We start from the raw sequence: 24,627 nt of genomic DNA on the forward strand, positions 1-24,627 counted from the left end.
TCTTATTCGTTTCATTATACACTCTAGGAGAATTCGACATGAAGAGTAAGGTAGGGGAATGACAATGGAAAAAGCTTTAAAAAGCGTATCCGGCCGCAGCAGCATGCTGCTTGGGCTATCGCTCGGATATTTTATGGTGCTGCTGGACATGACGGTTGTCAGTGTCGCGCTTCCGGCTATCCACGATGATCTGGGAGGAGGGATCATTGATCTTCAATGGGTGGTAAATGCCTATACGATCGTATTTGCCGGTTTTCTATTATCAATGGGCGTATTTGCGGACCGATTGGGAGCGAAGCGTGTCTATATCGGAGGACTGTTTCTGTTTCTTGCCGGATCAGCCGCATCGGCGGTCGTCTCGTCGATAGAGCTGCTGATCGGATTAAGGGCGATTCTCGGGATCGGGGGTGCGGCTCTGCTGCCTGCCTCGCTTGCTCTTCTTGCTCACAGCTATCCTGCGCCGGCTGAACGCGCCAAGGCGCTGGGAATTTGGACTGCAGTGACGGGAGCAGCTATGGCGTCAGGTCCGGTTATCGGCGGAATACTGGCGGATTCGTTTGGATGGCGGAGCATTTTTCTTCTGAATGTACCACTTGCCGGAGTTAGTCTGCTTCTTACGTGGCTTCTCGCACGGGAAACACCGCGTTCTGTTCAGAAAAGCTTCGATATAGGAGGGCAGATTGCAATTGCAGCCGCTATTGCAGCCCTTTCCTTTAGTCTGATGGAGGGCCAAAGCTACGGCTGGCATTCCATAGTCATTCTGGGATCGTTTGCTCTGGCGCTGGTCGCTGCCATTTTGTTTGTATTAATAGAAGCAAAAGGGGCAGCACCGCTATTTCCGCTGCAGCTATTCAAGATCACAATCGTATCGACAGGAATGATTGCCGGTATGGCAATTAATTTTGGTTTGTCCGGCGTATTGTTTGTCTTGCCTTTATTTTTTCAACAAATACAAGAATGGTCTGCTCATACGGCGGGGTTATCCTTGCTTCCGATGATGCTGCCTCTGGCCTTTAATCCGATCCTAACCGGACGAATAGTCAGCAGAATAGGAGCACGAATACCGATGACGGCCGGATTCAGCCTTGGAGCAGGTGGCACGCTGCTGCTGGCATGGACGAACCTGAATACGAGTTACGCGTGGATTTTCATTGGCTTGCTGCTGATCGGGTTTGGCGTATCTCTCGTCATTCCATCCTTGATGGCAGCCGTTATGTCGTCCGTACCGAAGGAACAGTCCGGTGCCGTGTCCGGTGCCCTGAATGCAAGCCGCCAGCTTGGTTCGGTGATAGGAGTTGCATGGCTTGGAGCCATTCTGAGCGGCAGCATCTCCTTTCTGACCGGAATGCATGAAGCTTTTATCTTGATTGCGATACTTCTCTTCGGAGGGACCCTTCTATCCCTTGCTGTAATCGGCAAGAAGAGCTAGAGAAGGTTAGTCAGATGATAACTATCATAATATAACACCTAATATTCCCATAATCGCACCTCGTCCTGAAAGCACTTACATTCTAAGATGATAGATGCAACTAATCCTTGAAGAGGACTTAAGGGGGAGTAGGAATGGCACGAAGCAAGGCAATGCTGTCCGCTTTGTTGGCGCTGCTGCTGTTATTTACGGCATTCCCGGTATATGCGGCAGATGACAACGAAGCGGTTGGTACGGTAAGCAGCGGGTCAGACAGCTATGTGCGGATCAAGAATAAATGGAAGAGCAATTATTTGTATGAAGGCTCGGATGGGATTGTCCGTTATGGATTTACGGCCATGGATAACGAGAGCTCGCATTGGCTTATTGAAGAAAGCGGCGGGGTAACGCGGATTAGGAACCGTGCAACCGGCCATTACATCACGATGGAGGATACGAATCAGCGGCGTGATCCGCTGTACAGCCGGGAAGCAGCAACAAGCACCGCGAATGATCAATGGATCATTGCGGATTCCAGCCGTGCCGGTTATGTCATTATCAAGAATGCCAGCGATCCGGCTGCTAATCTGGTCATTCACGAGGAAGACCAGCTTGGATTTGCCGAGGTCAGCGGCGATATTAATATCACGTTCGAAAGCCCGCAGTGGGCACTGGAACCGGTCGATTCTGCTGGCGCGCCTGTCCGGATCGTAAATCAATTTAAGACCGGACAATATTTGTATGAGGATAAGGACGGCTTCGTCAAATTCGGGGCTGCAGGCGGCATGACCGATCAGACAACCCACTGGTTCGTCGAGACCGTAGAAACGAAGGAAGACGGAAGCTCGCTTATCCGGTTGAGAAACCGCGCGACCGGTCATTATATCACGCAGGGCGCAGAGGGATGGATGCAGCTCAAGGCAACTTCTCAAGATGGTACGCGAAGCGAATGGGCAATGGCGGACGCATCTAGTGCGGGCTTCGTTACTTTTACGAACGTATTTGCGGCAGAAGGGGAAACACCGCTCAACTACGTGCTGAACACCCAGTTCCCGGATGACACCAACGTTCGTGCGAATGATTGGGCACAGCCTTCGTGGGGAAGCGCGCAATGGCGCATCGACATGGCACCAGATGTTCAGCCAGTTCGGATTGCAAGTTATTCCGACGAACCGGCTGAAGCTGCTTATCTATATGAGAATAATGGAGTCGTGCAATACGGAGTAATCGACAATGCGAATTCGGGCAGCTATCTGTATCAGTGGATTCTGGAGGATTACGACGGCAAGACGCTTATTCGCAATGCAGCGACCGGACATTATATCGGGAACCGTTCTATCGAGCCGACTGATCCGTTAACAGCGGATGAACCGGCAGCGATTGATGCTTCCTATCAATGGACCCTGGCTTCCTCGAACATCTATGATGACTATAAAACGATTCAAAACGCAAGCGGCGCCAATATCTATCTTCATAACGCGGATGCAACAGGAGTTGCGCAGGCAGGAATGATTGACCGGGACACAAACCCGGCGCAGTGGCTGCTTGCCGATCCTTCAGCAGCAACAGACGGTTCCCCGCAATTTGTGCGGATAATGAATGAATGGCAGTCGATGTACCTCTATGAAGATACGCAGGGAAATCTGAAATACGGCAATATCCGGGTAGAGGATCAGCGTGATCAATGGGTCGTTGAGCGCTTCCAGGGCCGTAAACGAATCAAGAACCGGGAGACTAACCATTATATCAATCTGCAAAATGTAACCGACGGCCTGATCAAAGTATCCGATGTGGAAGATGACTGGAGAAGCGCCGTATGGGTTATCGAGGACAAAGGCGGCGGCTCCAGATTGATTCATAGTGTTCTGGATGCCAATGATGTGGAAGGCTCCCAGAAATATATAAACTTGCAGAACCTGACCAAATACGCGGAATACGGCATTATTAATCCGAACTGGGGAAGCCCGCGCTGGCGATTTATTAATGTGCCAGAGGCAGCCCCAAGCCATATCCGGATCAAAAGCAAGCTGACAGGCGGCTATTTGCATGAAGAGACTGGAGCCGGCTCGGAGGATTTGGGCAAATTGAAATTTGCTGACGTCCCGGAATCCGATACCTCCTCCATTTGGTTCCCGGAAGATACGGGTGACGGCGTAGGTTCTGTCAGGCTGAAGAACCTGGCTACCGGTCATTATGTCTCCATGGAAGGTGTTGGCGGTACGGTTGAGCAGGATGCACCGGACTTCAAGCTGGCAGCCGAAAGCATTTATCCGCAATGGGGCAGCGCCAAATGGTACCTGCAGAACAGCGCAAGCGAAGGCTATATGAATATCAAGAGCGCATGGGCAGGCCACTTTGTCTATGAGGCAAGTGGTGATGATGCAGGCTATACCAAGGTAAGCAAGCTTGTTGCCGGCAATGATGAAGGGCAATTTGCAGTAGAAGAGGCTGAAGTTCCGGAGGCTCCGCTGCCAGCCGTTCCTGTCCGGATCAAAAGTGCAGCAACGAGTCAGTTCCTCTACGAGAACAAAGGCGGTGTTGTGCTGTACGGCAATGTGGAAGAGGACAATGGCTACTCGCATTGGCTGCTTGAAGACGAGAACGGCTCTTATCGGATTCGTAACCGGGTAACTAACCATTACATTTCCGTTGATGACAATTACCGGTATATTACAGGCGGCGAAGGGAAAGCAGCTGCCTCGAGGGCAGATTGGTCTATTGAATCACAAGGCGCTGCTTACTTGATCCGCAGCTTATACGGAAGTTTTAACGATGAATATATCAATGTGCAAAATGGCGCAGGTTACGCGGAACGCGGCTTGTTCCCGGCTTCCTTCGGTACGCTGCAGTGGAGCTTTGAACATGCCCCGGATGAATTCACAACGCCAGTCATGGGTGATGAGCGCAATGAAACGACAGGCACCCCGATCTTTAATGATTCCAACTACATTGCGATTGCAGTAGACGGGAAATCTCTTGCAGAATCGAATGGCGCAGCTGTAGTAACGGCAAGCGCAGGTGAGAATAACGCGGGCAGAGAATGGCTGCTGCTGGATTATAACGGCCGCAAGCTGATCAAGAACCGGGCAACGGGCAAGCTGCTGTCTCTTGATCTGAAGCTTAATGACAGCGCTGCTATAACCGATTCCGAACAGTGGGTGATCGAAGAACGTCTTGGACATTTTGTCCTGGTGAATGCAGCCGAGAAAAATGGAGTTCTGTATGTAAAGGACAATGAGCTCCAATACGGGGCGGTAGCTTCCCCTGCTCTGTGGAGCTTTACCCCGGTTGAAAGTAAGGTCATCTATGAAGGCGAGAACGCCTTCCATAGCCAGAGCATCTCGACAGCTGCATTAACGAAAGGTTATACGGGTACGGGTTACGCTTCAGGACTGATAAACGAAGGCGATCTGATCCGGTTCGTCGTTAACGCGAAGGAAGCTGGCGATCATGAAGCTTCTATCCGTTACCTGGCAAGTCAAGCTGGTGATTTGAAAGTAACCGTTAATGGTATTCCAGTTGATGCGGTTACAATCACGGCGGCTTCAAGCTGGAAGAATGCCGGGGTTTCGCTTGACCTTCGTGCTGGGATTAACACGGTTACGGTACAGAAGGCAACAGCAGGAAACGGCAGCTATTCCATCGATTCGCTTACGGTTGACGATGCAATTAATCTGGCTTACCGCGGAGCTACAGTACCGTATGTAAGCTATGAGGCCGAGCACGCGGCAACCAATGCTTCGCTTATCGGGCCTTCCCGAGTCTACCGGGAGATAGCTTCAGAAGCTTCGGGCAGACAGGCGGTAGAGCTCGATGAAACTGGCGACTATGTGGAATTCACCCTCGCGGAGTCTGCTAACTCCATCGTATTGCGGTATGCCATTCCGGATAGTGCGGACGGCAGCGGGCTGCAAGAAACGTTAGGCCTTTATGTGAATGGCGAATTCAAGCAGAAGCTTAATCTGACATCAAAATACGCATGGGAATACGGCAGCTACCCTTGGTCTAATGATCCAAAGCAGGGCAGCGCGCACCGTTTCTTTGACGAGATTCATGCGCTGATCGGCGATGTGCCTGCAGGTGCAACGATCCGGTTGGAAAAGGATGCGGACAGCAAAGCCGATTATTATGTAATCGACTTGGCCGATATGGAACAGGTCGCAGATCCGTTAACGATGCCAGGCGGTTTCTTGTCCGTGGCGGATTACGGTGCAACCGCTGATGATGGCACGGATGATACAGCGTCCTTCAACGATGCTGTAACAGCAGCTAAAGCAGCGGGCAAAGGGGTCTGGTTCCCGGCGGGTACCTTTGAGCTTCGCAGCAGCTTGCTGCATGTCAGTGATGTGACGATCCGCGGCGCGGGCATGTGGTATACGACGCTGCTTGGTGCCCGCTTTATCGGAGACGGCGGACATATTGAAGTCTATGATTTGCTCGTGGACGGAGATTTGAACATTCGCGATGACGAGGCCAGCACACATAGCTTTGAGGGAGAGTTTGGTCCGGGATCCGTTATTCAGAATGTATGGATCGAGCATTCCAAAACAGGTCTCTGGCTGACACGTCTGAAAGGCAGCACCGGCTTCACGGACAGCTTACACATGATAGGGCTTCGGATGCGAAATCTGATGGCAGACGGTATCAACTTCTGCGTCGGAACAAGCAATAGCATGCTGGAGCAAAGCGATATCCGCTACCCTGGCGATGACGGTATCGCAATGTGGTCGGCAGAAGGCGTAGCCAGCGTGAATAATACGGCCCGATTTAATACCGTATCTCTTCCATGGCTGGCGGATAACATGGTTATTTTCGGCGGCAAGGACAACAAGATGACGGACAATATCGCCAAAGACACCATTACCAACGGCGCTGGCGTAGCGGTATCCACACGCTTCAATCCCGTTCCGTTCAGCGGTACAACGGTGGTTGAACGCAATACGCTCATCCGCACGGGCAGCTTTGATACCGGCTACGGCATCAACCTTGGCGCGATTTGGGTATTTGCAAGCGAGAAGGATTTGAACGGTACGGTATACATTCGCAACAACACAGCTCTAGACAGCACGTATGCCGGACTGATTGTTCACGGCGACTTCCAGGTTAGCGGCGTTTCCATTGCGAACACCGTCATTGACGGCACCGGCACAAACGGCGTCGATGTGACAGCTAATGTCAAAGGCTCGGTTATCGCCGATAACATTATCGTGCGCGGTGAACGGATTGCCGTCGTCAACGATTCCAATTCGGGCTTTGCATTCGAGGAGCGTAATGAAGGCTTTGCAAGTCTGCTCAAGCCATTTCAATTCGCAGTAGGCGACGACCGTATCGGACCTTTCGAGATGGAGAAACAGGCGTCCCAACCGATCCATGTGTATAACCGAAGCGGAGAAGAAGTAACCGAGGATGCCGTTATTACAACAGATAACCATGATATTGCTTATTTGGATAACGGGGAGTTAAAAGCAGCGCGGCCTGGAGCCGTAAAGGTCTCCGTTTCCTTTAACGGCGCCACTCGCGTATATACGCTGCAGGTTACCGGTGAAGAAGACAGCGGCACTGGTACCAATCCGAATCCGGTCAGCAATGGAACTGAGGTAATTACGGCAACCGAGAAGCCGGAAGACAATGACTTGGCTCTGAAGAACAAAATAAATAGCGGATATTCCGTCGTTACGATGGATGTCAGTGCTTCATCCGTATCCGGCAAGGCTGCCTTTACGGTGAAGACGCTGCTCGAGCTGGCTGGTTCCAAGCCGGACGCGGTATTGGTAGTAAAAGGACAGCAGGGAAGCTATACCTTCCCGCTGAAGCTGCTTACCCAAGTTCTGGAGGCTAACGGCATTACGGATACGGCTAATGCGGTATGGACCTTCTCGGTTCAACCGGCTGCAGCCGACTTGGCGGCAAAACTGAACAAGGATGCGGCGGAGCAAGGCGTAACAACGGTTGGTAACGCCGTAGAATTTACCATCACGGTTGAGTCCCGAGAACAGACGGTTGTCATTACAAACTTCGGCGGTGCTTATGTGGAAAGGACCATCTCGGTTGATGGCGCGCAGGAGTCAGGCAAATTAACCGTATTGGTATACGACCCGGCTGCAGGTACATTCAGCCCTGTGCCAGCGGTTATAGCGGTGGAGGATGGCAAAACCGTTGTTACCATTAAAAGCATGGGCAACAGCATCTATACCGCAGCCAAGCTTAATCGCATATTTACGGATACCGCCAGTCATTGGGCAAGAGCAGACATTGCTCTTCTTGCCGGGAAGGGCATTCTGAATGGCGTGTCGGCAGACAAGTTTGAACCGGAACGCGCAGTCACCCGTGCGGAGTTCGCAGCGATGCTCGTTCGTGCGCTTGGCATCCGTCAAATCGGAGAGGCGCACACCTTTAGGGATGTTGCTGCCGGCAGCTGGTATGATGAGACCATTAAGCTCGCATCTGGTGCAGGCATCATTAACGGCTATAAGGATGGAACCTTCCGTCCGAATAACAAGGTCACACGTGAAGAGATGGCTATCATGGCGGTTAAAGCACTCGAGCTCGCAACGGACAGCAAGCTGGTTGCAGCAGATCTGAATTATAAGGATTCGGGGCGAATCTCCAATTGGGCATCCGATGCGGTCGGCAAGGCGACGGGTGCAGGTCTGTTAAAAGGCATGCCGGACGGCTCCTTTGCACCGGCAGGCAGCGTCACCCGCGCCGAAGCAGCAACGCTGTTGACACGGCTTCTTGTATCGGCGGGACTGCTTTAGTTCATAATCTTTTAAAGGTAAACGAAAAGCGACTGTGCTGCCATGCACGGTCGCTTTTGTTGTAGGTGGAGAACATTACAAAAAAATATAAACTTGTATAGTTTCTATATACGAAGTGATCGAAACAGAAGGAGAAAAGAATTATGCTGTATATCTTTGGCGAGCTGCCTGGCACCAGCAAGTCAACGTTATCGGCAGCTCTGGCGAGGGAACTTCGGGCAACGTATCCATCATCCAATAGGATTTGCTTTGCTGCTTATGGCTGGAGCAGCCACCGGTGTGCCTCAGGGAACAGCGGGCTCCACGTGGATTCGTGGTGCGTTCCGCCGGTAATGAAATCGAATCGAATGCGGCTCTCCGGGACCCCTGCTGCTATCAACGTCTGGCGGACCTGCACAACGTGCTCGTAGGCAATCTGATTAAAGTCGGAATTGTCGGTTTCCAGTTCTCCGATGCTTAGGAAGACGCGCAGCGCAGGGGAAAGAACCGATTGCTGAATTAATTGAATAATGGGCCGTTGTCGTGCCACATGACAAAGGAAAACCCGCCTACACAGCCAAAAAGATCCGGATAACGAATGGCGGTATACAGCGAGACATAAGCACCGAACGAGCTTCCGGCAATGATCGTATGCTCCGGTTCAATGAGCGTCCGGTAGTGGCTGTCGATATAAGGTTTGAGCGTCTCCGCCAGGAACGCGGCATAAGCCTGTCCTTTGCCCCCGAAGCCATATTCCTCATTAATCGTAAAGTTATATTCATTGTTGCGCTGATCGCCTCCATGATCAATAGCAACCACGATAGCCTCGAGCGCGGAATCATTCAGCGCCATCTGCTCCAACGTTTCGTCGACGGCCCACTCGCTTCCCCAGGACGTCGCTTCATCGAATACATTCTGGCCGTCCTGCATATAGAGGACCGGGTATCTGCTACCCCTTTGTTATAGCTCTTTGGTAAATAAATCCAGACTCTGCGCTCCGTCTGCAGCTGCGGAATTTGGAATGCGTCGATAATCCGGACATCGCCTGTAATGGTGTGAGCGGCCTCGTCTGTAAGAACTTCTCTCCAAGGAATAGGTACGTTAATCGTCATGAATGACTCTCCTAGTCAATGTATTTACTAGAATCTTAACGTGCGTCTCATCTGGATGCAATGAACTTTAGTTTGCAAATCCATCTCTCCATACAAGAAGTCAATTATGCCAACAAAAAAGTAAAAATAACGGCATAGGTGGCGCTTTTCTATTCTCTATAATAAAAACAACTTCAAATCTTTCTACTATATTCTAAGAAATTCGAGGTGCTTATGATGGAGACTTCACCACAAGTGATAGGAAAGCTGGAGAAGCCGAAAAAAGTACGCTCGCTGCAAAGCGGAGAGACCCTTGCCGGGTTACTGTTCGTGAGCCCGATGCTCATAGGCGTATTTGTTCTCGTTCTGCTCCCGATTGTTGCGACAATTGTACTTAGCTTCGCGGATTGGAATTTTGTTCAAGGCTGGAAAGGGATCGACTGGGTTGGCTTCGGAAACTTCGAGAAGCTGTTCCACGATGATCAATTCCTGCGCTCGGTGCGCAATAACTTTGTTTTCCTGCTAGCCGTACCGGTGTATATGTTAATCTCCATGGTGCTGGCCGTTCTTATTGACCGCCATGTCTATTTGAAAAGCTACTTCAAGGTTGCTTACTTCATGCCGTATATTTCGAGCATCGTTGCGGTTGCCATCGTCTGGCAAGTATTGTTCCAGCCTTCTTACGGCCCGATTAACCAGGTGCTGCACACGCTGGGCTTCAGCAACCCGCCGAAGTGGATCGCTGATCCGCATTATGCGCTCATCTCCATTATGATGATCGTGGTGTGGACCTCCATCGGCTTCAATATGATTATCTACACAGCCGGTCTGCAGTCGATTCCGAAGGATCTGTATGAGGCAGCTGATATTGACGGCGCGAACGGTTGGACCAAATTCGCAAGGATCACGTTCCCGCTGCTGTCGCCAACTTCCTTCTTCCTGCTTGTAACAGGCGTCATTGCAACCTTTAAAGTATTTGATATTATCGCGGTTATGACGCAAGGGGGCCCGATCGGCTCTACCTCGCTGATGGTTTGGTATTTGTATGATACCGCTTTCGTTAATCTGAAGGTTGGTTATGCATCGTCAATTGCCGTTATGTTGTTCGTCTTCGTTCTGTTAATTACATTTGGACAATGGATCACACAGAAGAAATGGGTCAATTATTAAGAGTGGAAGGAGCGGTACTTCATGTCTACAACAAACACAGGCTTCAGCTGGCGTAAAGGAATCATTACGGTTATTATGTTCGCCATTAGTATCCTTTTCCTCATGCCTTTTATTTGGATGCTCATTACCTCCTTCAAATTGGAGAAGGACGTATTCGTATATCCGATTGAATGGATTCCCAAGCAATGGCATGCCATTGAGAACTACAAGGAAGTATGGGTGGGAGATTATCCCTTCTGGAAATACTATCTGAATTCGATTAAAGTAGGCGTTACGACAACGGTTATTTCGGCCTTGCTCTCATCGCTTGCTGCTTATGGCTTCTCGAAGATCAAATTCAAAGGGAGCAATTTCTTGTTCCTGATTGTACTCGCTACGTACATGGTTCCTAGCCAGGCCATTCTTATCCCGCAGTTTATTTTGTACCGCCAGATCGGGTTATTCGACAGTCTTTGTGGTCTTATTCTTCTTAGCAGCTTCAGCGTACTGGGTACGTTTATGCTTCGGCAATTCTTTATGGGCGTGCATCAGGAATTTATCGAATCTGCCAAAATTGACGGAGCCAACCATATGCGGATCTTCTGGAGCATTGGCCTTCCGCTCGTGAAGCCGGCAGTTGCAACCTATGCGATCCTGCGCTTTATCTGGACGTGGAATGACTACCAGAATCCGCTCATCTTCCTGCGCACGGACAGTCTGTTTACGATTCCGCTGGCGATGCAGAAGTTCACTTCGCTAAGCGGTGAATTCTACTCTCTTATTATGGCTGCGGCCGTATCGGCGATCCTGCCGCTCCTGATTGTCTTCATTATCGGGCAGAAGAGCGTGATTGAGGGCATTGCATTAGGCGGCGTTAAAGGGTAACGGGAATGAAAGCGTTAGCAAGAAAGTCGAATTTGTTGCAATTTAGGTAAAGATAGTTACATCCTTACCGGATTGCTGCTCTCTATAATGAAAACTATCAACATCCTAAACCTTACATTTCCGAGAGGGGTAAAAAGAAATGAAAAAGAGATGGGCATCGGGACTTGCGATTAGTTTACTGCTGACTGGAGTACTTGCAGGCTGCGGGAACTCGAACAATGATTCGGGTAACAAGAATGCAAATGCGAATGCTTCGGCGGAAGCAAGCGCAAACACGGGCGGCAACAGTGCTGCAAGCGGCGATCCGGTCAAGCTTCGCCTATACACTTACGGCACAGAGCAAGCGTACAACTGGAAAGCAACACTTGATGCTTACCATGAGAAAAACCCGAATATTACGGTTGAGCTTGTACAGCTGAGCGAAAAAGGCGATACGCAGGAATCGATGAAAAAGCTCGATCTTGCCGTAGCATCCGGCGAGCAAATTGACGTTATGATGTTTAGTGACGCAGCGGGTTATGCCCAGCGCGTAGCGCTGGGAATGGCTGCTCCTCTTGATGACTTCCTGGCGACAGACGGCTACAAAGTAGAAGAGGACTACAAAGTGGATACACATCTGAACGGCAAAGTTTATTCGCTGCCAGGCAAATTCAATCCTTGGTATGTTCTGCTGAACAAGGACAATCTGGATGAAGCGGGTCTTGCGGTTCCAACAGACTGGACCTGGGATGAATATGCCGACTATGCGAAAAAGCTGACAAAAGGCGAAGGGGCGACTAAACGTTACGGTACTTACTTCCACGGCCCGCAAAACGGCGGCTGGATGGAATACCTGAAGCTGATGATGGAGAACCAGCCGACTGGCTCGGAGTTCCTGAAAGCAGACGGCACGTCCAACCTGGATGATCCTAACTTCAAGAAAACGCTTGAGCTTCGCGTGAAAATGGAGAAAGAGGATAAATCTTCGGTTCCATACTCGGATATGATTTCGCAAAAGCTGGCTTACCGGAACCAATTCTTTAACCAATCGGCAAGCATGCTGGCCATCGGCTCCTGGATGAACACGGAAATCGGCGGTACGGATACCTTGCCTCTGACGTTCCATGTAGCGGTTGCGCCATTCCCGAAAAACAATGCGAGCGACCAATCCGGCATCACGCCAGTAACGACGGACTATGTTGCGGTATCGGAAAGCTCCAAAAACAAGGAAGAAGCTTATAAATTCGTTCGCTGGTACACAACGGAAGGTCAAGTTGTTCAAGGCAAAAACATTCCGGCTTGGAACGGTGTAAGCAACGACCAGGTAGCAGGCATTATCGATACGATTCTGAGCGGCACTAAAAACCCTGAGCTTGTTGACAAAGAAAGCCTTGTGAACACGCTCGTTAACTCGAAAGCTACGGAAATTATTGCGCCTGCTTCTTACCAGGCTGAAGTATACAAAGCGATCAATGAAGAGTACGAGAAGCTGATCCTTGGCAACCAGGACGTCGACACAACCGTTGCAAACTCCAAGAAACGCGTAGACGAAATTATTGCAGCGAACAAAAAATAATAAGGTATAATAAATATCCAAAGGGGACGGGAGTTACTGTCCCCCTTTTCTATCTAAGGGGGACATCTGTGATGTACCGCATCCGGTCTTACTTTCACTCCGTACGAGGAAAACTTTCCCTTGTAGCGGTTCTTTGCATATTGATACCGGCCGTATTAACGATGCTGATCTATAACTCCTTAACCCGTGAAGCCGTTGAACGGCAGGCGAAGGAAAATGCGACAGACTCCATGCAGCTCGTAAATGGATCGATTAATAATCTGTTCCAGGGCATGCTCAATATCGCCAACTATTTTCAGGTAAATACGGATATGAAATCAAGCTTTATCAAGATGCTGAATACGGATCTTGATCCTTATGATAAATTTACGGCCACGAACCGGATTATGCAGCAGCTGGAAACGCTGACGTATATCGGGGAGAAGAGCTATATCACCATTATATTGACCAATGGAGAGACGTTTACGAACTATTCCAAGGATGAAGTGAATCCGCAGCTCTTTCAGCAAGAGCCCTGGTTTAACAACCTGAAGCAGCTGACGGGACTGCAGTCTTATTGGGTAAGCACATCACCTACGATTTTTCCTTATGACCGGATAAGCAGTCCTTATCAAATCTCGGTCGCCAGGACTTTACGATTTGACAGCACGCGGATCTACGGTTATGTCATCGTGACGATGATGGAAAATAAATTCAGCCGTATATTAGGCAGCCTGACCGGCAGTCAGGAGGTCCTTCTTGTAGACGGGGACGGCAAAATTCTGTCTTCTCCTGATCCGGCGCAGGTAAATCAAACGTTCCGATACAGCAGGCAGATGGCGGAAAGAGATCCGCATGCCGGATCATCCATAATTAAAGACGGAGATAAGAAGCTTTTGCTGACAACAGCTGATCTTTCCTTTAATGACTGGCATCTGGTGGCGACGGAGCCTTATCAGGATGCGATTGTCAATATCAGCTCGATCTTTAACCGGGTATTTCTATTCCAGATTATTTCCTTTATCGTGTTTCTGATGCTGCTGCTTCTCTTGATGAGACAGCTGACGAAGCCATTGATCAAGCTGGGAAAGGTAGCCTCCAGCGTACAGCGTGGCAATCTGGAAGTACGGTCCAGTATCCGCGGGGCTGATGAAATCGGAAGATTGGGATTTCTGTTCGACCAAATGCTCGACCGCATTAAGGAAATGATTGCCGAGGTGTCACTTACGCACGCGCGAAAGCGCAAGGCGGAGCTCGCGATGTTGCAGGCGCAGATTAATCCGCATTTTCTGTTTAATGTTCTTAATTCGATCCGTATGAAAGTGATGCGCAGCGGAGATCAGGACAGTGCCAAGATGATTGCTTCCTTATCCAAGCTGCTGCGGATGACGATCAGCAGGGATGAAGACGCTATCTTGCTGCATGAAGAGATCGAGCTGCTGACGCATTACGTAGAGCTGATGAATCTAAGGCAGAAGGAAGAAGCGAGGCTTGTTGTGGATGTAGATGTGACATCCTTTGATATACGGGTACCGCGGTTTATTTTGCAGCCGCTGGTGGAGAACGCGCTTATTCATGGCTTTAACCAAAGTGCCGGCACGATCCGGATTACGGCAGAGAGAACCGATCATTTCCTCGAGCTTGCTGTGGAGGATGACGGAATTGGAATGGAGACAGAGGAACTGGAACGGCTGAGAGCAAGGCTGACGGCTTCGGGGTCCGGCCCGGAAAGCGTTCAGGAGAGCGGGCGTTCCGGAGGTCCCGGGATGTCCGGAATTGGCGTGGCGAATGTCGCGGAGCGCATGCGGATTATGTTTGGCGATGCCTTTCATATCACCGTCGATAGTGATAAAGGAACACGCATTATGATGCATATCCCTATTCGAGAGGAGGGGCGTCCTCATGTATAAAGTGATGCTCGTGGATGATGATTATCCGGTAATCGAGCTGTTATCGGAAGTGGTAGATTGGGAGAAGCTTGGCCTTGTCCTGTACGGCAAACACGAGAACGGGCTCGCGGCATGGGAGCATGTGCAGGAGGAAATACCGGATATTCTCGTTACCGATATCGGTATGCCCAAGATGGATGGTCTTGAGCTGGCGCAAAGAGTCAAGAAATTGAATCCGTCGGTTCGCATCGTCATCTTATCCTGTCACAGCGAGTTCCAGTATGCCCAGCAGGCGATGCGGCTTGATGTTCAGGATTATTTGCTCAAAGATCAGCTTGATCCGGAGGAATTGGTCCAGCTGCTGCAGAAGTTTAAGAATGGCTTTGACGGCGAACGGCAAATGTTGTCGGAGCAAAACCGGATGAAGCGAATGGTGAGCGAAACGCAGGATTTGCGCAAGGAAAAGCTGTTCCGCGAGTTTGTTCAGCAGCCGCTTATTTCCGCGGAGCAATGGCAGCGAGACTTCGGATCTTACGGCTTATTCCAGCCCGGAGAGCTGTGTCTTCCCGTTGCCAGCTTTATCGAAAGCTATAATCTGATCAAAAACCGGTTCGATTCCGATCAGACCCTGCATTTTGCGATTAGTAACGTTATGGAGGAGCTGCTGGCCGAGCTGCCGCTGCGTGTTGTTCATATCGGCTACAGCAGCAGACAGTCCTTATTGCTCTTTGCTTTTAAGCCCGGCCTCAAGCAGAACGTGTATGATCAGGTACAATCAAGCCTTCAGACCGTGCAGCGGACCCTTGGTCAAGTGCTCAAAATTCAAATGGCATTCCTAATCGGTACGAGCTGCGACAATCCGCAGCTGCTGAAGCAGGCATTATGCAATCTGCTGAAAGCCGATGAACAGCGGTTTTATTTGTCCAAAGGGGAAGTCACCAAGTGGCAGAAGGATACGGAGAATGTATCAGGCCTGCTTACGATGTATGATCAGGCAGCAGCGGAAATTCGTGAAGCGCTTATGGCGAAGGACGGCGGGAAAATCGGGATTTTGGCCGGCAAATGGGAAGCGCATATCCGCACCGAGAGATATACATCGGAGGAAGTGCGCGACTGGGTGCTGAAGCTGCTCATCGATATGAGGCTGAAGCTGCACGCCATGCTGTTTGCGTCCCAAGCTTTAACAGCTGAGAAACTGCATAAGGAAATCGTTTATTTCGATTCGTTATGGGGTTTGTTTGAGTGGTTCCATACCCAGCTGCTGTCGTACATCGCCGCTAGAGACGAGGCGTTGCCGGTCAGCAAACGCCGCGAGGTGTCGGAAGCCCGCAAATATGTATCGATGAATCTGGGCAAACGGATAACGCTGGAGGAGGTAGCTGCGCATTTGCACATGAATCCGAGTTATTTCAGCCGATTCTTCAAGAAAGAGACCGGCCTGACCTTTATCGAATATGTAACGGATCAGAAGATTGAACGGGCCAAGGAATTACTTGATCAGACGAATTATTATGTAAGCGAGATTTGCGAGATGCTTGGCTACGACAATCAGAGTTATTTTATTAAGACATTCAAGGCACAGACAGGGCTAACGCCAACCGAATACCGCGGTTAGGAGGAGAGGAACTTGCGGATGATCTATGAATGGAAGCAGGATGTGCTGGAAGAGTGGCTGAAGGGTCAGCCGGCAGCAGCCAGCAGTTTGTATACGTACTCCGGTAACCGCCTTAATTGGCGCGGGATGACGGAGTCCCCGTCATATGCGGAGATAATCGGGGAGATTAGTAGGGAGGGAAATCGCCTGCTGGGGTGTCCAATTCCCGCTCTGAGCCAAGAGATTTATGATCTGTTTGAAACAAACGGAAACCGCCTTGTCTATGAAGGGCTGTATTTCGAGCGCAGGAGCCGGCTTACATCGTTTGCGCTGCTGCATTGCCTCTATCCGGATGTGTCTGAATATCGCCAGTCTCTAATGGAAACGATCGAAGCGATTCTGGAAGAGATGACCTGGTGTCTGCCGGCACATATGAGAGGGCAGTCTGTTGACCGCCATATTGACTTATTTGCTTCCGAGACCGGCTTTGCCTTGGCGGAGATTCTCACGATAACAGAATCATCGCTTCCATTGGCACTTCGGGAAGCCATTACTGCACAGATTGAGCGAAGATTGTTCATTCCTTATCTGGATGATCAATATCCGCCTTATCATTGGGAGACGGCCGACCATAACTGGGCAGCGGTATGCGCAGGATCAATCGGATCGGCGGCCTTGCTGCTTGAGCTTGATTCGGACCGGAAGGCGGCCGTTATTCAGCGGGCAGTCGGGACGATGAATCATTATTTATCCGGCTTCGGGGAAGACGGTGCATGCGCCGAAGGGCCTGGTTACTGGAACTACGGATTTGGCTACTACGTTTATTTCGCAGATCTCTTGAAGCGTGCTACCGGAGGCAAGGCGGATATGCTAAATTCCGAGCATGTACGGAACATTGCGAGGTTCCAACAAAAAGCTTACTTGGTGCAAAACCGTCCGGCCAACTTCTCGGATGCAGCTCCGCATGTAAGCGTAAACATAGGTTTGTCTGATTATCTGGCTTCCCACATTGAGGGAGTAACCATTGCTCCTATATCCATCCGGGCAGGCTTTACAGATGATCATTGCAGCCGCTTTGCCCATGCGCTCCGCAATCTGGTCTGGTACAGGCCGGATGCTCCAAGACAGGCGGATTGGGCTGGCGGCAGCTGGTATTTGGCTGATGCACAGTGGTTGATTTCAAGAGTCAGCCATACAGCAGGCAGCTTCGGCTTTGCGGCCAAAGGCGGACATAACAATGAACCGCATAATCATATCGACGTTGGTCATTATATTCTGATTGCCGATGATGACCCGGCATTTGCCGCGGATCTTGGAAGCGGGGAATATACGGCGCAATACTTTGGCGAAGTCCGTTATAACTATGACTGCACAGGAGCGCAAGGACATTCCCTGCCGATTGTGAAGGGGCAGCTTCAAACGGCTGGCGCGGAAAGTGCGGCGTTTGTTACATGTGTCGAGCAAGGAGAGACCGAGGACCGGTTCGAGCTGGAGCTCGCGGCTTGTTACCCGGGCAGCGGACTTTCCTCTTACGAGCGGCAGTTCATCTGGCGCAAAACCGGACTTCCGGAACTCGACGTAACGGATACGTTCCGGTTCAGTCTGGAAGGCGGAGCGATTACGGAAGTGATCGTAAGCAAATGCGTGCCGAATGTACTTGCGGAAGGCCAGATTATGCTGAAGGGCATCCGTCATTCGGTCCTCCTGTCTTATGAACCGGGGACTCTGGATGTTTCTATTGCAGAACGCCTCTACTCGAATCATTCCGGTCAGGAAGAAAGCTATTATCGCATTTCTCTTATTTCGAAAGACGAAGCATCCCTTGACCATACCTTTAAACTGAACTTTAAATTTCAAGAATAGGTGGAATCAGATGATGAATACAACTGCTGCAAGTCAGATCGAGACTGCTCCATGGATTAATGAAGCCTGGGAACAAACCGTGAAGAAGGTACTGCGGACAAGCTCTCGTATTGGTGCCGAGTTCCCGCATGCGAGCCAAGGCGGCACGTACGTGCTGGAAGCTCCGCATTGGTGGACCGCCGGCTTCTGGCCTGGATTGTTATGGCTGCTGCATGAGGGAGAAGGGAATGCAAACTTGCCGTTCCGCCAAATTGCCGAAGAGTGCGAGCGGAAGCTGGATGAGGTGCTGGACGGTTATGACCGTCTGGATCACGATATCGGGTTTATGTGGCTGCTGACGAGCGTCATCAATTATAAATTGAACGGCGCGGAAGGATCTCGGAGAAGAGCGCTTAAAGCAGCTAACTATTTAATGGGACGCTTTAACCTGAAGGGCAATTTCATTCGAGCGTGGAACCCTTGGAGCGAAGGGGAAGACAACAGCGGCTGGGCAATTATCGACTGCGCGATGAACGTACCGCTGCTGCAATGGGCATCCCGCGAGACCGGCGATCCTAGATACAGCCATGTTGCGGAAGCGCACATGGGGACGGTGCTCAATCATTTCATCCGTACGGACGGATCGGTCCGCCATATTGTCCGGTTTGATTCGCAATCCGGTGAAGTAGCCGAGTATATCGGCGGCCAAGGCTTTGGGCCGGAGTCGGCATGGTCCCGCGGAACGGCATGGGCGTTATATGGTCTGACATTGGCAGCAAAGCATACGGGCCGGCAGGAATTTCTCGATGCGGCCAAACGGGTATCGCATTTCTTCCTTTCGCAGCTTTCGGAAGACAGCGTACCGGTATGGGATTTCCGCGCGCCGGAGGAGACGAAGGTGCTTCGCGATTCTTCGGCAGGCGCTTGCGCGGCATGCGGCTTGCTGCTGCTCGCCGAGCTGGTGCCATCAGCTGAAGCGTCCAGCTACAGCAGCGCCGGGGAGCGGATTCTAAAGTCTCTGTATCAGAACTACGGCTCGTTTGATCAAGACGAAGAAGAAGGACTTATTTTGCATGGCACAAGTCATTATCCGGAACGCAAAAACATGGATGTGCCGCTTATCTACGGCGACTACTTCTTTGTGGAAGGTCTCGCCCGCTTAAGAGGAGGCGTCACGATTCCATGGGAATAAAGACGCCAATTGCAGCTAACCCGCTGCGTTGCAGAGCGGATCTTGAGCTGGCGTTCAACCAGCTGGCGAAGCCGCTGCTGCCGTATTATTCAGCCGGGGGAGCGCGCCTTGAGCTAAATGGATCAGGCGCAGGACAAGCGCCCGATGTTGCCCAGATGGAAGGCTTCTCCCGAATGGTGTGGGGGCTGGCGCCACTCGCGGCAGGTAGCGGTAAGATTGACGATGAGCTGCTGCAGATCGTGCTGAAAGGAATTACGAACGGGACGGATCCCGGGCATAAGGAGTACTGGGGTGAAGTCGCAGATTATGATCAACGTCTTGTGGAGATGGCTTCGCTTGGACTGGCATTAGCGATTGCTCCGCAGCGCTTATGGGAGCCGCTTAGTGCTGAAGCGAAGCAGCATTTCTATAATTGGCTGAACCAGATTAACGCGCGAAAGGCACATGATTGTAACTGGCTGTTTTTCCATGTACTCGTGAATGTAGGCTTCTACAAACTTGGCCTGCCGCACGCGAAGGATCAGCTGGAAGCGAACCTGAACCGTCTTGAGGAATTTTATCTGGGGGATGGCTGGTACGAAGACGGTGTTAATGGGCATAGCGATTATTATGTGCCGCTGTCCTTCCATTACTGCGGACTTATCTATGCGGCGCTAATGAAGGAAGAGGATCCGGAACGGACAGCACGCTTTGAGGAGCGGGGAATGGTGTTTGCACGGCAATTCGCGAACTGGTTCGCGGAGGACGGCCGGGCGCTTCCTTACGGGCGCAGCCTGACCTACCGGTTCGCACAGGGAGCTTTGTGGGGAGCGTATGCCTTTGCCGGCGTTCAGCCATTTGAGCCCGGCGTGATAAAAGGGTTGTATTTGCGCCATCTGCGCTGGTGGTTAAGTCAGCCGATTTTCTCTTCAGATGGCGTACTAACAGTAGGGTACAGCTACCCGAATCTGATTATGGCGGAAAATTATAACGCGCCCGGCTCCGTTTATTGGGCGATGAAAGCCTTCCTGCCTTTGGCATTGCCGGAGGACGATCCGTTCTGGCAGGCAGAAGAACTTCCGCTTCCTGAACTTCCGGAAGTAACGGTTCAGCAGGCTCCACATCTGGTGATCTGCAGGCAAAGCGAGCGGGATCATATAGCAGCCTTTAATGCCGGCCATCGGAGTACAAACGAGCATACCCATACTTCAGCGAAGTACGAGAAGTTTGTTTACTCTGCATCGTTTGGCTTCAGTGTGCCGCGGGCGGAATGGGGCTTGTCTCAAGGGGCATTCGACTCCATGCTTGCATTAAGCGAGGGAGATAACCTGTACCGTGTCCGCCGGAAAAATGAAGAGACCGATATAGACGGCGATATACTAATCTCGGTGTGGAAGCCTTGGAGGGATGTAACGGTTACGACTTATCTGGTTGCCGGCCTGCCGTGGCATTTGCGGATCCACCGGATCGAGACGGCAAGAGAGCTGGATGTTGCCGAGGGTGGTTTTGCCCTTCCGCTGGATCCTTCGCTTGTGGTGAGCAGACCATCAGGCAGCGTGATTGGCCTTGCCGGATTTGGCAGCAGCGGAATATCGGGGATTCACGGATATGAACGGGCAGAACTGATTTCGGTTCAGTCCAATACAAACCTGATGCATCAACGGACGGCGATTCCTACGCTCCAGGCAATGCTCGAACCGGGAAAACATCTTCTGATTTCTGCTGTTTATGGAGAACCGGGTGCCAAAGACGTGGTGAATCCCGATCAATGGCGTGAGCGGATTAAGCTGTCAGTTGATGCCGGTCAGATCATGGTGGCCAGTCCTTCCGGCAAAGAAATCATCATTAGACGATAAAGGATGAACCGCTCCCGCCCAAGCTGCATACGCTATTGGCAGAAGCCTACTGGGGGAATGCCAATGAAAAGCATCACAGCACCAAGCGGCCGCAGGCCGTCGTTAACGACCTTTGTTCTTGTCCTTTATGTGCTTCTTGTTATTTTGCTGTTTTTTTGTTTTTAATCCATAAGGAAAAAATGGCCGTGCGGATTGTCTGCACGGCCATTTTTAATTGCCTAGAAGCCAATATATTGAGGCTCTTCGCTTTCAAGCTCCTTCACACGGCCGGCTACTTGATCGACGATGGATTGCGTCTGCTGTGCAGCCTGCTCGAACATTTGCTTGGCTGCTTTATTCTCGGTTGACAAAGCGAATTGCTCCAGGCTTGCCTGCGCGCTCTTCAAAGAGGCAACGCATGTTTTTACATCGGATGCTACGGTCATGTCCAACACCTCCTTAAGAACTGACAACAAAACTAATATGGCAGGCTTCCTCCTATGGCATTCATGGGAATTAACGCCAGGTTCACCTGAACCATTTTCCTTCTGTGGAAAATGGTTATTCGTGTTGCGGCACCGCTTTTGACAAATAATCTTAACGTAGTAATAAGCGACAGGGGGACTCGAATTGTGCAGGACTGGTTAGAGATTTCTCTACGTACTTTACTGGCGATATTTGTCCTTTTTATTCTGACGAAGATCGTTGGAAAGCGGCAAATCTCCCAGCTTTCGTTCTTTGAATACATCACCGGGATTTCCATCGGCAACCTGGCAGCGTACGTATCGCTGGATCTGGAAGCCACGTGGTACTTGGGTTTGATCTCACTGGGGGTATGGGTTGCCGTTTCCTTTGGCATTGAATATCTACAATTGAAGAGCAAAAAAGCCCGTGATCTCATTGACAGTAAAGCGACCGTTCTGATCAAAGGCGGCAAGGTGCTGGAGGACAACCTGAAGAAGGAACGGTTAACCACCGACGAGCTTCTTGAACAGCTGCGCAAAAAGAATGCATTCCGCGTAGCTGATGTCGAATTTGCCATTATGGAGCCCAGCGGAGATATCAGCGTGCTGCTGACGAGGGAGAATCAGCCGATTACCCCGGCGCATCTGGGTATTAAGGTGGCTCCGGAACATGAACCTCAGACCGTCATTATGGATGGCAAAATCATGGATGAGCCGTTGTCTACTGTCGGCCTTAACCGCAGATGGCTCACAACCGAGCTCGAGAAGATAGGTGTATCGCTCGATAATGTCTTCATCGGTCAGGTTGATGCTTACCGTCAGCTGTATGTGGATTTGTATGACGACCATATTAAAGTACCGCAGCCACAGCTTAAGGCCGAGCTGTACGCCTCGTTGAAGAAAATCGAAGCGGATCTGGAGCTGTTCGGGCTGTCGACCCAAAACACGGAAGCCAAACACATGTACGAACGATGCGCGCAAGAAATGCAGCAGGTCATCACGAAAATGAAGCCTCTTCTGCATCATTGATCATAAGTGTCAGGAGGTAAGCTAGATGTCCAGTAATAATAAGAAATTAACACCGGCTCAGCAGGAGTATCAGACATTAGCCAAAAAGCACGAGCCAAAAAGGCCCGTTCTCATCAACTGCCTTAAAGCTTTTCTTGTCGGCGGAACGATCTGCATTTTTGGTCAGGCCGTGCAGGAAATGTTTGTTCATTGGGCTGGCTTTGATGAGAAGAAGGCCAGCAATCCGACCGTGGCGGTCTTAATCTTTCTGTCGGTTGTGCTAACCAGCCTTGGGATTTACGATAAGTTAGCCCAATGGGCAGGAGCCGGCTCTGCCGTTCCGGTTACCGGATTTGCCAATTCGATGTCCTCCGCTGCAATTGAACACCGGAGTGAAGGACTCGTATTAGGCGTAGGCGGAAAAATGTTTAAAATCGCCGGTCCCGTTATCGTCTTTGGCGTAGTCGCCGCATTTGTAGTCGGCATTGTCCACCTTATCTTTAATCCTGGCGCCGTTGGGGGAGGTCACTGACCATGCTGAAAGGGCATCAAAGCTGGCTCTTTGAGAATAATCCGGTTATTGCCGGAACTGCTGCTATTGTTGGACCGTTTGAAGGGCAGGGTCCGCTTGCGCACGATTTCGATATCGTACATGGCGATCTCAGGCTTGGTCAGGACAGCTGGGAGAAGGCCGAACGGACGCTGCTGGAGGAAGCAGCCAATCTGGCGATTGAGAAAGCCGGCATCACCAAGGAGTCCATAAACTTTCTCGTTGGCGGCGATCTGATGAATCAGATTATCAGCTCCACCTTTGCGGCAAGAACGCTGCAAATTCCCTATATCGGCGTATTTGGAGCCTGTTCAACCTCGATGGAAAGCCTTGCCCTTGCAGCGAATTTTGTCAATTCGCGTTCGGCCAAGTATGCCATGGCAAGCGCCTGCAGTCATAACGCTACCGCTGAGAAGCAGTTCCGGTACCCGACGGAATATGGCTCGCAGAAGCCGCCGACTGCCCAGTTTTCAGTAACGGGAGCCGGCGTGAGCATAGTGACGCAGCAAGGCAAAGGCCCCTATGTCACCTCGGCCACGATGGGACGGGTTGTTGACATGGGGATTACCGATCCATTTAATATGGGGGCGGCAATGGCGCCTGCAGCTGTTGATACGATACAAGCTCATTTCAGGGATTTACGGATAGAACCCGGTTATTATGATCTGATTGTGACGGGTGATTTATCCAAGGTTGGATATGCGATTGCTAATGAAATGTTCGAGAAAAACAAGTTTCCGATTCAGCAGACGGTCTACAAGGACTGCGGCATGATGATGTATGACTATGAGAAGCAAAAGGTGCAGGCCGGCGCCAGCGGTGCCGGCTGCTCGGCAATCGTTACTTACGGTCATTTGCTCCGGCGCATGCGCGAGAAGGAGCTGAACCGTATTCTTGTTGTTGCGACAGGAGCGTTATTATCACCGATCTCCTTCCAGCAAGGGGAGACGATTCCGTGTATTGCGCATGCGGTTTCCATTGAGAACGAGGTGAGGCAGCTATGATATTTTTATGGGCATTTTTGGTGGGCGGAGCGATCTGTGTGCTGGGTCAAATTTGTTTTGACGTATTTAAGCTGACGCCTGCCCATACGATGACGCTGCTTGTTGTACTGGGGGCGATCGGAGATGGCGTTGGTATCTACGATCCGCTGATCAAGTTTGCAGGTGCAGGCGCTTCCGTGCCGATTACAAGCTTCGGGAACGCGCTTGTCCACGGCGCTCTGGATGAGATGAAGAAGACCGGCTGGATCGGCATTATTACGGGTATCTTCAAAGTCACCAGCGCCGGGGTTTCCGCAGCGATCATATTCTCCTTCATTGCTGCCTTGTTCGTGAAGCCCAAAGGATAAATATAATAAACAAGACCCTCGCAGCAAGGTGCGGGGGTCTTCTTGTTTGGTCAATCGTCTACACCGATTTGAACAATTCACCCATCGATACATATCCTTTCTTCCGTTGACAAATAATG

General features: G+C 50.8%; 18 protein-coding genes. 14 read left to right on the forward strand and 4 right to left on the reverse strand.

The window, feature by feature from the left end:
- Positions 1–64: 64 nt before the first annotated feature.
- Positions 65–1,429 carry an MFS transporter gene (locus BM200_RS01255; RefSeq protein WP_245772848.1) on the forward strand — a complete coding sequence of 455 codons (1,365 nt, stop codon included), beginning with the start codon at positions 65–67 and terminating at the stop codon, positions 1,427–1,429.
- Between the two features lie 134 nt (positions 1,430–1,563).
- Complete coding sequence (locus tag BM200_RS01260) at positions 1,564–8,166, forward strand: S-layer homology domain-containing protein (protein WP_091180429.1); 6,603 nt, start codon at positions 1,564–1,566, stop codon at positions 8,164–8,166.
- Between the two features lie 256 nt (positions 8,167–8,422).
- Here BM200_RS01260 and BM200_RS30260 read toward each other — a convergent pair whose 3' ends face one another.
- Genes BM200_RS30260 through BM200_RS30270 form a run of 3 tightly spaced genes read right to left on the reverse strand, consistent with a single transcriptional unit; the run spans position 8,423 to position 9,257 of the window.
- On the reverse strand, positions 8,423–8,695 hold the full coding sequence (locus tag BM200_RS30260; protein WP_245772849.1) for an esterase family protein: 273 nt from the start codon (positions 8,693–8,695) through the stop codon (positions 8,423–8,425).
- Positions 8,665–9,075, reverse strand: coding sequence for an alpha/beta hydrolase (locus BM200_RS30265; protein WP_245772850.1), 411 nt, complete (start codon positions 9,073–9,075; stop codon positions 8,665–8,667). The genes BM200_RS30260 and BM200_RS30265 overlap by 31 nt, the downstream gene beginning before the upstream one ends.
- Positions 8,988–9,257 carry a hypothetical protein gene (locus tag BM200_RS30270; protein WP_245772851.1) on the reverse strand — a complete coding sequence of 90 codons (270 nt, stop codon included), beginning with the start codon at positions 9,255–9,257 and terminating at the stop codon, positions 8,988–8,990. The genes BM200_RS30265 and BM200_RS30270 overlap by 88 nt, the downstream gene beginning before the upstream one ends.
- Positions 9,258–9,473: 216 nt before the next feature.
- Between BM200_RS30270 and BM200_RS01270 the strand changes: the two genes are divergently transcribed.
- The 8 genes from BM200_RS01270 (at position 9,474) to BM200_RS01305 (ending at position 21,156) form a co-directional block, all read left to right on the forward strand.
- Positions 9,474–10,406: a carbohydrate ABC transporter permease gene (locus tag BM200_RS01270; protein ID WP_091180432.1), complete on the forward strand. Its 933-nt coding sequence runs from the start codon at positions 9,474–9,476 to the stop codon at positions 10,404–10,406.
- Between the two features lie 21 nt (positions 10,407–10,427).
- Positions 10,428–11,270, forward strand: a complete 843-nt coding sequence (locus BM200_RS01275) for a carbohydrate ABC transporter permease (RefSeq protein WP_091180435.1) — start codon at positions 10,428–10,430, stop codon at positions 11,268–11,270.
- Between the two features lie 139 nt (positions 11,271–11,409).
- Entirely contained in the window at positions 11,410–12,825 is a 1,416-nt protein-coding gene (locus tag BM200_RS01280) for an ABC transporter substrate-binding protein (protein WP_091180437.1), read from the forward strand.
- Positions 12,826–12,896: 71 nt separating this feature from the next.
- Positions 12,897–14,714: a sensor histidine kinase gene (locus tag BM200_RS01285; protein WP_091180438.1), complete on the forward strand. Its 1,818-nt coding sequence runs from the start codon at positions 12,897–12,899 to the stop codon at positions 14,712–14,714.
- Positions 14,707–16,308 (forward strand): response regulator, encoded by a 1,602-nt coding sequence (locus BM200_RS01290; protein ID WP_091180441.1) that lies wholly within the window; start codon positions 14,707–14,709, stop codon positions 16,306–16,308. Before BM200_RS01285 ends, BM200_RS01290 begins: the two co-directional genes overlap by 8 nt.
- Before the next feature lie 12 nt (positions 16,309–16,320).
- Complete coding sequence (locus BM200_RS01295) at positions 16,321–18,150, forward strand: hypothetical protein (RefSeq protein ID WP_091180444.1); 1,830 nt, start codon at positions 16,321–16,323, stop codon at positions 18,148–18,150.
- A gap of 10 nt (positions 18,151–18,160) precedes the next feature.
- Positions 18,161–19,321 carry a glycoside hydrolase family protein gene (locus tag BM200_RS01300; protein ID WP_091180447.1) on the forward strand — a complete coding sequence of 387 codons (1,161 nt, stop codon included), beginning with the start codon at positions 18,161–18,163 and terminating at the stop codon, positions 19,319–19,321.
- On the forward strand, positions 19,312–21,156 hold the full coding sequence (locus BM200_RS01305; protein WP_175532699.1) for a DUF2264 domain-containing protein: 1,845 nt from the start codon (positions 19,312–19,314) through the stop codon (positions 21,154–21,156). Before BM200_RS01300 ends, BM200_RS01305 begins: the two co-directional genes overlap by 10 nt.
- Before the next feature lie 218 nt (positions 21,157–21,374).
- On the opposite strand, the gene BM200_RS01310 is transcribed toward BM200_RS01305, so the two are convergent.
- Positions 21,375–21,581 (reverse strand): DUF1657 domain-containing protein, encoded by a 207-nt coding sequence (locus BM200_RS01310; RefSeq protein ID WP_091180449.1) that lies wholly within the window; start codon positions 21,579–21,581, stop codon positions 21,375–21,377.
- A 186-nt stretch (positions 21,582–21,767) separates the two neighbouring features.
- Here BM200_RS01310 and BM200_RS01315 point away from each other — a divergent pair, with 186 nt between their 5' ends.
- Genes BM200_RS01315 through spoVAE form a run of 4 tightly spaced genes read left to right on the forward strand, consistent with a single transcriptional unit; the run spans position 21,768 to position 24,508 of the window.
- Positions 21,768–22,628 carry a DUF421 domain-containing protein gene (locus tag BM200_RS01315; RefSeq protein WP_091180451.1) on the forward strand — a complete coding sequence of 287 codons (861 nt, stop codon included), beginning with the start codon at positions 21,768–21,770 and terminating at the stop codon, positions 22,626–22,628.
- A 25-nt stretch (positions 22,629–22,653) separates the two neighbouring features.
- The gene (gene spoVAC / locus BM200_RS01320) at positions 22,654–23,139 is read left to right on the forward strand and encodes a stage V sporulation protein AC (RefSeq protein WP_091180455.1); all 486 of its coding nucleotides are present in this window, start codon (positions 22,654–22,656) and stop codon (positions 23,137–23,139) included.
- A gap of 2 nt (positions 23,140–23,141) precedes the next feature.
- Positions 23,142–24,161: a stage V sporulation protein AD gene (gene spoVAD, locus BM200_RS01325; protein ID WP_091180458.1), complete on the forward strand. Its 1,020-nt coding sequence runs from the start codon at positions 23,142–23,144 to the stop codon at positions 24,159–24,161.
- On the forward strand, positions 24,158–24,508 hold the full coding sequence (spoVAE, locus tag BM200_RS01330; RefSeq protein WP_091180461.1) for a stage V sporulation protein AE: 351 nt from the start codon (positions 24,158–24,160) through the stop codon (positions 24,506–24,508). Before spoVAD ends, spoVAE begins: the two co-directional genes overlap by 4 nt.
- The last annotated feature ends 119 nt before the right edge of the window (positions 24,509–24,627 follow it).

This window comes from Paenibacillus catalpae (assembly GCF_900112695.1).
GTDB classification, from domain to species: domain Bacteria; phylum Bacillota; class Bacilli; order Paenibacillales; family Paenibacillaceae; genus Pristimantibacillus; species Pristimantibacillus catalpae.